Source organism: Paenibacillus sp. J22FR83, assembly GCF_059691955.1.
In genome coordinates this window covers 128,510-139,907 of sequence record NZ_JCAUAM010000020.1, presented here as the reverse complement: position 1 = coordinate 139,907, position 11,398 = coordinate 128,510, and the positions used below count along the sequence as shown (strand labels likewise).

At 44.8% G+C, this 11,398-nt stretch carries 12 protein-coding genes, 1 rRNA gene and 1 other RNA gene; all 14 read right to left on the bottom strand.

Annotated features, from left to right (window positions below; genetic code table 11):
* Positions 1-70, bottom strand: a 16S ribosomal RNA gene (locus AC58PV_RS29245); the annotation flags it as partial.
* Positions 71-362: 292 nt separating this feature from the next.
* Positions 363-632, bottom strand: a complete 270-nt coding sequence (locus tag AC58PV_RS29240; protein WP_497436312.1) for a pro-sigmaK processing inhibitor BofA family protein — start codon at positions 630-632, stop codon at positions 363-365.
* A gap of 3 nt (positions 633-635) precedes the next feature.
* On the bottom strand, positions 636-920 hold the full coding sequence (locus AC58PV_RS29235) for a DUF2508 family protein (RefSeq protein ID WP_497436311.1): 285 nt from the start codon (positions 918-920) through the stop codon (positions 636-638).
* 129 nt (positions 921-1,049) lie between these two features.
* Positions 1,050-1,646 carry a recombination mediator RecR gene (recR, locus tag AC58PV_RS29230; RefSeq protein ID WP_056621953.1) on the bottom strand — a complete coding sequence of 199 codons (597 nt, stop codon included), beginning with the start codon at positions 1,644-1,646 and terminating at the stop codon, positions 1,050-1,052.
* Positions 1,647-1,691: 45 nt separating this feature from the next.
* The gene (locus AC58PV_RS29225) at positions 1,692-2,003 is read right to left on the bottom strand and encodes a YbaB/EbfC family nucleoid-associated protein (protein WP_497436309.1); all 312 of its coding nucleotides are present in this window, start codon (positions 2,001-2,003) and stop codon (positions 1,692-1,694) included.
* A 20-nt stretch (positions 2,004-2,023) separates the two neighbouring features.
* A complete protein-coding gene (dnaX, locus tag AC58PV_RS29220; protein ID WP_497436308.1) occupies positions 2,024-3,754 on the bottom strand; it encodes a DNA polymerase III subunit gamma/tau in 1,731 nt (576 codons plus the stop codon).
* A gap of 78 nt (positions 3,755-3,832) precedes the next feature.
* Positions 3,833-4,876, bottom strand: a complete 1,044-nt coding sequence (locus tag AC58PV_RS29215) for an ATP-binding protein (protein ID WP_497436307.1) — start codon at positions 4,874-4,876, stop codon at positions 3,833-3,835.
* Between the two features lie 173 nt (positions 4,877-5,049).
* An RNA gene (ffs, locus tag AC58PV_RS29210) (signal recognition particle sRNA large type) lies at positions 5,050-5,313 on the bottom strand.
* Positions 5,314-5,406: 93 nt separating this feature from the next.
* Positions 5,407-5,829, bottom strand: a complete 423-nt coding sequence (locus AC58PV_RS29205; RefSeq protein ID WP_497436306.1) for a hypothetical protein — start codon at positions 5,827-5,829, stop codon at positions 5,407-5,409.
* Between the two features lie 91 nt (positions 5,830-5,920).
* The gene (gene rpmE, locus AC58PV_RS29200; protein ID WP_056621960.1) at positions 5,921-6,118 is read right to left on the bottom strand and encodes a 50S ribosomal protein L31; all 198 of its coding nucleotides are present in this window, start codon (positions 6,116-6,118) and stop codon (positions 5,921-5,923) included.
* Between the two features lie 129 nt (positions 6,119-6,247).
* The gene (locus AC58PV_RS29195; RefSeq protein WP_497436305.1) at positions 6,248-7,522 is read right to left on the bottom strand and encodes a radical SAM family protein; all 1,275 of its coding nucleotides are present in this window, start codon (positions 7,520-7,522) and stop codon (positions 6,248-6,250) included.
* 73 nt (positions 7,523-7,595) lie between these two features.
* On the bottom strand, positions 7,596-8,897 hold the full coding sequence (gene rho, locus AC58PV_RS29190) for a transcription termination factor Rho (protein ID WP_497436303.1): 1,302 nt from the start codon (positions 8,895-8,897) through the stop codon (positions 7,596-7,598).
* Between the two features lie 62 nt (positions 8,898-8,959).
* Complete coding sequence (gene murA / locus AC58PV_RS29185; protein ID WP_068668093.1) at positions 8,960-10,219, bottom strand: UDP-N-acetylglucosamine 1-carboxyvinyltransferase; 1,260 nt, start codon at positions 10,217-10,219, stop codon at positions 8,960-8,962.
* A 235-nt stretch (positions 10,220-10,454) separates the two neighbouring features.
* Positions 10,455-11,309 carry a class II fructose-1,6-bisphosphate aldolase gene (gene fba, locus AC58PV_RS29180; protein ID WP_497436301.1) on the bottom strand — a complete coding sequence of 285 codons (855 nt, stop codon included), beginning with the start codon at positions 11,307-11,309 and terminating at the stop codon, positions 10,455-10,457.
* Between the last annotated feature and the right edge of the window lie 89 nt (positions 11,310-11,398).

The window sequence follows — 11,398 nt, the reverse complement described above, 5'->3', positions numbered from 1 at the left end:
CCCGCTCGACTTGCATGTATTAGGCACGCCGCCAGCGTTCGTCCTGAGCCAGGATCAAACTCTCCATAATAGAAAAGCTTAATTGTACTCATTTGAAGCTAGCGAGATTTTACAATCTCATTTATAGTCGGTTACTCGACTGTGCTTACTCACTCGTTGTTCAGTTTTCAAAGATCAATGACTCTTGTCCAACCTGCTCTCTCTCGAAAGCCGGAAGTTCAATATAACACAATTACTTTTCTTTTGCAACTTATTTTTCTTAAGTTACTTTTATATTTCCGCATGTCTCAGCGGCAACTTTTATAAGATAACACAGATGACGCTGCCGAGTCAACCCAATTCCTAATGTATTATTTTTACAATTACAGCAGAGCCCATTTCACGCCAATTAACAGTAAAACACCGGGGATTCCTAATATAGTAGCAGTCCCTAATGTAGCTGTATTAATGGGTAGTTCGATATGTGTATAACCGCTCAATAAATTCAGTATGTATAACAGAAAAGCCGCAACTACTATATTTAGACCCAATGATGCTACTAATCTACCACCACCGCGGCTTCGAAATACAATCATCATTAACATAAGCGAGGAGAGTATTAATACTCCCCAAATGGCATATTTAAGAATCATTGTCTACACCTCCATTAAATGATCGCTGTCAATCATACTTACCCCTAATCGCTTCGCTTGTTTGATAAGCATTTCAAATCTCTTCTCTGCTGCTTCCATTGCATAAATTGTATAGTCGATCTGATCCTTGTCCACCGCAAATTCAAAATGAGCTTGCGCCGCCACCCAAGTCTGATGCGCAGCACGTATCTCTTGAATCAACATAATCTTGTCCTGTTTTAGTTCTTCCTTAATCGTCTTCGCTCGCGGACTCTTAAATCCACGCATGCCTAATAGAGCTGGTTTCATAAACAAACCTCCATTCCTCCCACATCGGGTTGATCTATACATATGGGGAAGGAGGCACTTTCAGAACAATTCCTACACTTTTTGGGCAGAAAAAAGAGAGCTTTTCAGCTCTCCTTAGGATGTATGCTTTTATAATTCCCTGCGGCCTTCCATGGCTTTGGATAAAGTTACTTCATCCGCATACTCCAAATCGCCGCCTACCGGTAGACCATGGGCAATACGAGTTACACGCAGCCCAAACGGTTTGATCAACCTCGATAAGTACATCGCTGTGGCTTCGCCCTCAATGTTCGGATTGGTGGCAAGGATCAATTCCTGCACCGTTTCGTCACCCAAACGCTTGAGTAATTCCGCGATATGAATTTGATCGGGTCCAATCCCTTCCATAGGGGAGATAGCGCCATGCAGCACATGATAATAACCCTCAAATTCTTTGGTTCGCTCTAGCGCCACCAAGTCCTTCGGTTCCTGCACAACGCAGATGACGGAATTATCACGACTCTTATCCTGACAAATACGACAAGGATCCACATCAGTAATGTTGCAACATACGGAGCAATAATGCAGATTCCGTTTGACATTAACAAGCGATTTAGCAAAATCAATCACATCTTCTTCTTTCATTCGAAGAACGTGAAAGGCTAAGCGCCCCGCTGTCTTGGGGCCAACTCCCGGCAAGCGGGAGAAGGCATCGATTAACTTCGCTATCGGTTCGGGGTAATACAAAGGAAGTACTCCTTCATGATACAGAGTCGTTGATTCTTAGTTGTCTTAGAACAATCCAGGGATATTCATACCGCCTGTGAATTTGCCCATATCTTTGTTAGCGATCTCTTCAGCTTTGGTCATTGCATCGTTAACTGCAGTCAATACAAGGTCTTGCAGCATTTCAACATCATCAGGGTCAACTGCTTCTGGTTTGATTGTGATGCTTTGCACTTTCTTGTGTCCGTTGATAATACACGTTACTACACCGCCGCCAGCTGTTCCTTCAATCATTTTCGTGCCTAGTTCTTCTTGTGCCTTCATCATTTGCTCTTGCATTTTCTTCACTTGCTTCATCATTTGGTTCATGTTGTTCATTATCGTTCGCTCCCTTATCGTTAGTCTTCTTTAATCGTTACTAGATCTTCACCAAACAACTGGATGGCTTCAGATATCCATTCTTCTTTGACCGCGTTACCGCGTCCATCCTCAGCCACTAATTCCATCTCTTCAGCAGGAGCCTGCGTCGATTCATTCTTCGCATCATCCCATTCCTTACGCATGACAGTCAGCAGGCGCATAGGTTTGCCAAATACGGAAGAAAGCACCCCTTCAATAATAACTTTGTTCTCTGGTTTCTCCGTTGTATTACGATGCATATCATTCTTGAATGCGACCAGTACAACATCATCTAGCATAGCCACCAGATCACCATTAACAAACCAAGCATGAACGGTTATTTTCTTCTCTTTGACATCGCCTAACACTTGGCTCCACTTCATCAGCGCAGTCTTCGTCTCTGGTCCCTCAGAAGCTTTCAAATAAGGGTCGAGCTTAAGACCGGACTTCTTAGATGGGGCCGAAGCAACAGGAGCTTTGGCCGCAGGCGCTTGCCTAGCGCTCTCACTCGAAGCGACACTCACTCCCGATTTTAACAGCCCAGCTAGCTGATCTTCAAGTTGTTTCATTCTTTGGGTCATTTGAGCCAAAAGATCACCCTGCGGCTGGCGCGCTCCTGCTTCCACCATACTGGTCTCTGCCCCTCGATGGCCTCCGCTTATTTTGAGAATAGCGATTTCCAACAAAGTTTGCGGCTGTACCGAATACTTCATCTCACTCTGATAATGGTTCAGCGTTTCAATCATACTCATCATCTCATTTGGCGTGAAATGACTTGCAATTTCCTTAAGCTCTGCCATATCAAATACGCGTTCAGCAATCACAGGTGAATTCGGTACCATACGCACCATCAGCAAATCACGGAAATAATGAATCAAGTTCTCGATGCACTTGTCTGCGCTCTTCCCTTCTTGCATGAAGGTATCAATTAACTCTAGGGCAGCCCCCAAATTCTGTTCTTTGATATATGTGACAAGTCTCTTAAATTGATCGGAAGCAATACCGCCTGTAATTGACAAAATGTCAGCAAGCTGTATTTCTCCTGTTGCAAACGAAGCAGCCTGATCCAAGAGACTTAGCGCGTCCCGCATCCCGCCGTCAGATAATCTTGCTATATAGTGAAGAGCTTCTTTATCAATCGAAATGCGCTCTTGATCACAAACATACTGTAGACGCCCTACCTCATCCTCCATGGAAACGCGACGGAAGTCAAAGCGCTGACACCGTGAAATAATCGTTGCGGGAATCTTATGAGGCTCTGTTGTTGCTAAAATAAACATAACATGCGCCGGCGGCTCTTCGAGTGTCTTCAGCAAAGCATTAAACGCTTCCGTCGTCAGCATGTGCACTTCATCAATAATGTACACTTTCTGCCTAACTTCAGTCGGGGCGTATTTGACTTTATCTCGGATATCACGAATCTCTTCCACACCGCGATTAGATGCAGCGTCGATCTCTACAACGTCCATGACTGCACCTTCTGTGATACGTTCACAGGCAGAACATTGGTTGCATGGCTCTTCCGAGGGCCCATTTAAGCAATTGATGGCTTTGGCTAAAATTTTGGCCGTACTTGTTTTACCCGTTCCACGGGGACCGTTAAACAAATAAGCATGGGTTAGCCGATTTTCCCGCAAAGAATTCTGCAGTGTTTGTGTAATATGCCGCTGTCCAACGACATCACGAAACGTCTGCGACCTCCATGTACGATACAAAGCAATGTGTGCCATAGTGTTCCTCTCCATTAATCCCTGCGTGGATTGACTATATCCATTATACTATAACGCTCCAAGGGATGAAATAGAGGATCACAGATACGGAATCGTGATGGTAAATGTCGTTCCAAAGCCTTTGGAAGCTACACGAATCGCCCCTCCCATATCATGAATGATACGCTGGCATACGGATAGTCCTAGCCCCGTGCCTGTATCCTTCGTTGTGAAGAAGGGATCAAAGATTTTATCAACAACGAACATCGGAATTCCCGTCCCTGTGTCATGAATATCCACGCACACATTGCGCTCTGTGGTATCTACACGCTCCGAAATCGTCAATCTCCCACCGTCAGGCATCGCTTCGATCCCATTTTTGCATACATTCAAGAAAACTTGCATATTGGTCACATCTTTGAAAATAATGTAGGCACCGACAATATTCCCTTGGCTATCCTTCAGCACATTGGAATCTAGCAGTAAATCAAATCGTTCTTGATTGTTCGTCCAGGATACGGCATGATTGCGCACGATTACGCCATTCAAGATGGTACGCTGCACGAGCTGATGCTGACTTGGAATGGTGGCGAAGATCTCATCCAACGACTTGTTGCGAATATGCTCTTTGTCCATGGCTAGCATTTGGCAGGCTCGATCACTAATGTCAGCTAGTTGGTAATCCATGTTAATCAACAAGACGCCTAAATTAATGTCTTTCAAAAAGGCATCCGAAAAGCGCTGCAGTAGATTTAAGGCTGTTCCTTCTTCTTTATTTTCCAAAGATAAGAGATATATGCTCCTATCCTCACATTGAAGTTTAAGCATTGAGAACTGAAAATGGATCATCTCTCCATTCTTCCCTAGCAGAAAACCATAGGGCCACTCGCCGGCATCCGTTTCATCCCTAAAATGACATTCGTATAGCTCAGGTAAAGCAGCCCTCATTTTGAAAAATTGAGAGCAGGGCACACCGGTAATTTCACCTGCGGAATAACCCGAAACTTTCAAGAGCTGATCCGTGACGAGCAACAACTTCTCATCCTCATCAACCATGACCATACCAGTATGTAGGCTGTGATTGAACAGCTTGTGCAATTCGTTCATCGATACCGAGTACATCTGAGGGGAATGAATGGGCATGTCAACAGCTCCTTCACTTTTTCTCATCGAACATCTTTGAGCAGCATCAGCCTATGTAAGTATTCTGTAAGTATTCTCTATAAATCCATATTTTTCCTTCATTATATAAAAGAAAAAACGCCCTAAATGCTGGCGTTTCGGTTATGTGTTCTTACATATACGGTATGATTACACCGTGCACCTGTTATTGATAAAATGATACAAGCGTACTCTTATCGTTAGCTCAAATCAGGCAACCCCTCGGCACATGAAACATCTCACTTACGGCTGCTTCCTTCCAGACCTGACCGGGTTCATGAGCATCCATTGCGAAGGACCCGACTCTCAACACCACGTGTAAAAGCCAGACCTCACATCACAGTACCGCTAACAGGAATTCAACCTCGCTACAGCGGATTGCGAGTTACAGGGCACCGCTACCTCCCCGTCTAGCACAGTAAAAACAGTATAGCTGATTCACTGCCAAATAGCAACCTAAGACGAAAAAGTACCATATATAGCGATCTTTAGCATAGCTAAAATCTCTCTGACTACTGCATCATTCTTACTTGTATCTTATACCGGGGCATATTCGTCTCTAAAGCCATTTGAACTTGCGAACGCAGTTCTTCAACCTGAGCCGCTGTCAAAGCTGCTTGTGGTTTAATTCTTACATTAGCCGAAGGCCCGTTGATCGCAATATTAGTTCTTTCTATGCCTGGCAGTTGAGCAAGCACTGCCTTCATGAGATTGGCATCATCCTCATAATGATGGTAGGTCGGATTCAGCGGATCATTTGGGTTGACACTCGTGATACCCAACATGCCGTCTTGCTTGTAGTTCTGGACTTTATTCTGAACTTTATACGTAGAGTCATCGTTCGTTTTCTTGTTGTTCCCCGTCCACATCCCACAACCTACTAAACTGGCTATAAGGATAGCAGCTCCTGTAAGCTTAACTAGACCCTTGAACATAAAAACACCTCCCATTGGACTCTAAGCCTAAGCTTAGGATGACCAAGGGAGGTTGTCTTATGCTGATTGGCAATCAAGCAAATGATGCCAATTAGATTCCGTATTTCTTTTTGAACTTGTCGACACGGCCGCCTACATCGATAAACTTTTGTTTACCAGTGTAGAAAGGATGACAATTGGAGCAAATCTCAACACGAAGATTTGGCTTGATTGAACCCGTTTCGAACACATTACCACAAGCGCAAGTCACTGTGGTTGCATGATAAGTAGGATGAATTCCTGCTTTCATTTGGTTCACCTCTTTCCGCCCTGAATCATTTGCTGAAACAGAGTTAATGGACGTACTATTGCATTGTAGCATATTCGTAAGACTAGATGCAATGGAAAATCAATCGGGTATTACTTCCACTGAGATGATCTATAACACCGTTGTGAGCGCACGATCACTCGTGTAAAATTTCGGGGTGTGAGAGTAAGAACCAATCACAACATCCGGCAATTCTTGCTCAAATATCTCGATCATTTGCTTCATCCCTAGCAACTCTCCCTGAGCTTTAGGAATAATACGAAGATAGCTCTCAGGGTCAATATTCAGGTTGCGCAATTGAATCAATTTCAATCCCGTTCTGCGTACAAATTCGATCATCGCCTCGATCTCTTCTTCCCGATCGGTGACACCAGGGAATACGAGATAGTTAATCGATGTAATGACCCCTTTATCCGTAGCGTAACGAAGGGATTTCTCTACATTCTTAAGCGTATAGGCTCTCGGCTTGTAATAAGCGTTGTAGTGATCATCCAGCGCGCTGATCGTACTTACACGCATAAGATCAAGTCCAGCATCGACAATACCGCGAATATGGTCCGTAAGACCAGCATTCGTATTAATATTGATGTAGCCCATCTTGGTTTGCTCACGCACCCGCTTGATCGCATCAATGATGATGACAGCCTGTGTGCTCGGCTCCCCTTCACAGCCTTGCCCGAAGGAGATAATGCTGTCCGGCGTCTTCAGATGCTCTAGCATAATCTCAGTGATCTCTTCGACCTTCGGCTTGAAGTTCATCCGCGTTTGCGGAGCGACAAAGCCGCTCTCATCCGGCTGCTCCGAGATACATCCGAAGCATCCTGCGTTGCAGGAATAGGAAACAGGCACAGCCCCTTCCCACCGTTGCAGGAAAGTGTTCGAAGCCGTCAGGCACTCGTAGCCTAGTGCACAGTTCGACAAATGCGCATACAGGCGATTCTCCGGGTACTTGGCGACTAGCCGCTTCACTTCCACTTCGAGCTCATCAGGATCACAATGGATGGGATTCCAGAAGTACGGGTTATCGGTTAGCCGCGCGGCCACGTAGAAGCCATCTTCTTTCCACACGACAGCCGTATATCCAAACAAAGGCAAGGCCTTCGTCTTATCAGACTTCACGTACCCCGGAAGAAGCAATCTTGTGAAGCCTTGCGGAAGCAACGCACCTACCGCGTGATAGTCACCCTCTACCAGCTTCATTTCACCCGTCGCGGCATCTATGCCCACAGGACGTGTGAAGGGCAGACTAACAAGTGTCGAGCCCTCAGGCAAGGGGATCAGTTCTTCATCTAATATTTCGGTGATCATTTCTGCATTTCGACCAAGCGCGAAATAATCAGGATGATCAAATACATTTCCTTGTGAATCTGAATAGACCAAGTTCATAACGGTACTCCTCTTTGTACGTTAAAGTAAACGACAACTACAACTTTCCTTCTAGGTGTCGTTTAACTAATGCTTATGATGCTGAGTTCTTCACTTTACCTTTGTGCTGCGGTGATGGCGTTCCCGTTGTTGAAGGGGATGCCAGCGAGTCCAAAAACTCTTGATTCGTCTTCGTATCAGCAAGTTTCTTAATAAAAGCTTCGGTATATTCATGCGAATCATTCATGCCTTTGCGAAGCGCCCATACTTTCTCTAGCTCATCTTTGCTCAGCAACGCTTCCTCGCGACGCGTTCCTGAACGACGAATGTCGATAGCAGGGAAAATACGACGCTCCGCCATTTTACGATCAAGATGAAGTTCCAGATTACCTGTTCCTTTAAATTCTTCATAAATGACATCATCCATACGCGAACCTGTTTCGACAAGTGCTGTAGCAAGAATAGTCAAGCTGCCACCTTCTTCAATGTTACGAGCAGCTCCGAAAAAACGCTTCGGACGATGGAAAGCAGCGGGGTCAACACCACCGGACAACGTCCGGCCTGAAGGCGGTACGACGAGGTTGTACGCTCTTGCTAAACGGGTAATACTATCGAGCAGGATAACGACATCTTTCTTATGTTCAACAAGACGCATAGCCCGTTCTAAGACAAGTTCTGCAACTTTAATATGATTCTCTGGAAGCTCATCGAACGTCGAAGCCACGACTTCACCTTTGACAGAACGCTGCATATCGGTAACTTCCTCAGGACGCTCGTCAATCAACAAGACAAAAAGTTCAATTTCCGGATAATTCGTAGAAATGCTATTCGCAATCTCTTTGAGCAGGAGTGTTTTACCTGCTTTAGGAGGTGCAACGACAAGTCCACGCTGTCCAAGACCAACGGGCGCAAGCAAGTCCATAATCCGCATGGAAATCTTGTTGGGCTCTGTCTCTAGTGTAATACGTGTATCTGGGTAGAGAGGCGTCAATGCTGGAAAGTGCAAGCGCTCTGCAGCAGTCTCTGGCTTCTCTCCGTTAACTGCTTCAACTTGAAGCAATCCGAAATAACGCTCATTTTCCTTCGGCGGACGGCATTTCCCGGATACGATATCCCCTGAACGCAAATCAAATTTGCGAATCTGAGAGGCTGAAATGTAGATATCCTCCGAACTAGGCAAATAGTTGATTGGACGTAAGAATCCGAATCCCTCTTGCAAAATTTCCAAAACACCTTGCATGAATAAGAATCCACTCTCTGCTGCTTGTGCACGTAAAATGGCAAAAATGAGTTCTCTTTTCTTCAGCGTACCGTAATAAGGAATTTGATGTTTCTTCGCTAGTTTATATAATTCAGTAAGCTTGAGTACTTCAAGCTCAGCAAGCTGCATGCTCATGTTTCAACCACCAAACTATTAAATTTTCAATTGGATTCTAGCATTGCCTGTTGTATGGTACTTTATTCCTCGGTCTCACGCCAAACTTCGGCTCCTAGGGAAGATAGATTAAATACTAAATTCTCGTATCCGCGATCAATGAATTCTACACCTGATACTTCAGTAATTCCGCCTGTCATCACGCTCAAACCTGCAATTACCAATGAAGCTCCTGCACGAAGATCTGTTGCTCTTACTTTGGCCGAGCTCAACTGCGAGCCTTCGATAATGGCTGAACGGCCTTCAACTTTCATTTTGGCACCCATGCGTACAAGCTCTGGGATATGCTTAAAGCGATTGCTATACACATGATCAGTTAAAATACTAACACCTTTGGCTTGGCACAATAGACTAGCCATAGGAGACTGCAGATCCGTTGCAAACCCTGGGTAAATTAATGCTTTCACGTCTACGCTTTCATAAATAGGCTGGCCAACAATGCGAATGGATTCATCCATTTCATAGACATGTACGCCCATCTCTTGCAACTTCGCTGTCAATGCTTCCAGATGCTTCGGAATGACATTGTCAACCGTAACATCGCCGCGCGTCGCCGCTGCAGCAATCATGTATGTTCCTGCTTGAATACGGTCAGGGATAATGGAGTGACGGCAGCCGTGAAGTTCAGATACCCCTTCTATACGAATCGTATCGGTACCAGCGCCCTTAATCTTCGCACCCATCGAATTTAAAAGTGTTGCCACATCTATAATTTCAGGCTCTTTCGCCGCATTTTCAATTGTCGTTAATCCCTTAGCACGTGAAGCAGCCAGCATAATATTAATCGTAGCACCTACACTCGCCATATCTAAATAAATCTTAGCGCCACGCAGTTCCTTAGCCCGAATATGCAGGGCTCCATTTTCATTGCTTACGACAGCGCCTAGCGCTTCAAATCCTTTGATATGAAGATCAATCGGACGCGGTTCGAAATTACATCCACCCGGAAGACCAATCGTTGCCTCGCCGAATCTGCCTAGAAGTGCACCCATCAAATAATACGAAGCACGTAGCTTCTTTACTTTGCCATTGGGCATAGCCATAGGCTTCATATGGCTTGGATCAATCGTCATCCGATCCTCGTTCCAATCGATTGTTGCTCCTAAGTCAGTCAAAATTTCTGTATATATAGCCACATCACTTAAATGTGGAAGGTTATCCAACGTAACTGGTGTTTCTGCAAGTACTGCTGCCGGAATAAGTGCTATCGCACTGTTCTTTGCTCCACTAATCTGAACTGTTCCCCGTAGTGGGCGTCCGCCAACCACCATTAATTTCTCCAACATACTTCTCCCCCTAAACCAGGTGCCTTCTCACTGCCGTTAAATCAACATATCCTACTCTATCTCACAAAAATTCGACGGAAATCCACAAAATAAGGAAGTAAATGATAAGTGCGAGGTGACTTACAACAAATAGAAGAAGGAAACGCCCGCAATGACACAGACAGATGGCAACGATAGTCGACCATCCATCTGTGCATTACAGCATTTCCTATCCTGTCTATACAATTTGGAATTAAGCTTGGTTGCTGCTTCCGAACAATTGAATTTTGGATTTTACTACTTCGATCATAGCGCTACGAGCTGGGGTTAAGTATTTACGAGGATCATAAATTTTAGCATCTTTATTCAGAGCTGCGCGGATGCTTTCTGTGCATGCCACTTGGTTCTCTGTATTCACGTTGATTTTGCCAACGCCTGCTGCAATTGATTTACGAATCATTTCGTCTGGAACGCCGGATCCACCGTGCAAGACAACTGGAACTGGGATCGCTTTGGAAACTGCTTCAATAATATCAAAGTGAATGTTCGGCTCGCCTGCGTACATACCATGTGCAGTACCTACTGCGATTGCCAAACAATCAACGCCTGTTTCTTCGTAGAAGCGAATTGCTTCTTCTGGTTTTGCAAGGTTAGCGTGCTCTTCATCAACGGAAATGTCATCCTCAACACCACCGATTGTTCCAAGCTCACCCTCAACGGATACGCCCATAGCACGAGCAGCTTTAACAACTTCTTTCGTCAAACGAATGTTTTCTTCGAAAGAATAGTGGGAACCGTCGAACATAACAGAGCTGAATCCTGCACGGATACATTTCATTGCTACTTCAAAGGAACTACCGTGGTCTAAGTGCAACGCGATCGGAAGACCGGATTTCTTAGCTGCTGCTTCTGCAATAGCTACTGTAAACTCGATGCCCATATATTTCAGTGCGCCTTCGCTAACACCATAAATGAACGGGGATTTAAGTTCGATTGCTGCTTCCACAATCGCTTGAGCGAACTCAAGATTGTTCATGTTAAATTGACCAACCGCGTATTTCCCTGCTTTTGCCTTAGGTAAAAATTCATTCATTGAAACCAATGCCATGTTTCTCTTCCTCCTAGAACCTCTTTAGTAGATGCGCATACCGCTCTCTGTTCATACCTGAGTTATTATAGCACATAACTTTTCAAATG

Bases quoted from the DNA above. Each gene is read 5' to 3' on its own strand.
- AC58PV_RS29240 (WP_497436312.1), bottom strand. From the start codon at position 632: ATGATTCTTAAATATGCCATTTGGGGAGTATTAATACTCTCCTCGCTT.
- AC58PV_RS29235 (WP_497436311.1), bottom strand. From the start codon at position 920: ATGAAACCAGCTCTATTAGGCATGCGTGGATTTAAGAGTCCGCGAGCG.
- AC58PV_RS29225 (WP_497436309.1), bottom strand. From the start codon at position 2,003: ATGAACAACATGAACCAAATGATGAAGCAAGTGAAGAAAATGCAAGAG.
- dnaX (WP_497436308.1), bottom strand. From the start codon at position 3,754: ATGGCACACATTGCTTTGTATCGTACATGGAGGTCGCAGACGTTTCGT.
- AC58PV_RS29215 (WP_497436307.1), bottom strand. From the start codon at position 4,876: ATGCCCATTCATTCCCCTCAGATGTACTCGGTATCGATGAACGAATTG.
- AC58PV_RS29205 (WP_497436306.1), bottom strand. From the start codon at position 5,829: ATGTTCAAGGGTCTAGTTAAGCTTACAGGAGCTGCTATCCTTATAGCC.
- rpmE (WP_056621960.1), bottom strand. From the start codon at position 6,118: ATGAAAGCAGGAATTCATCCTACTTATCATGCAACCACAGTGACTTGC.
- AC58PV_RS29195 (WP_497436305.1), bottom strand. From the start codon at position 7,522: ATGAACTTGGTCTATTCAGATTCACAAGGAAATGTATTTGATCATCCT.
- rho (WP_497436303.1), bottom strand. From the start codon at position 8,897: ATGAGCATGCAGCTTGCTGAGCTTGAAGTACTCAAGCTTACTGAATTA.
- fba (WP_497436301.1), bottom strand. From the start codon at position 11,309: ATGGCATTGGTTTCAATGAATGAATTTTTACCTAAGGCAAAAGCAGGG.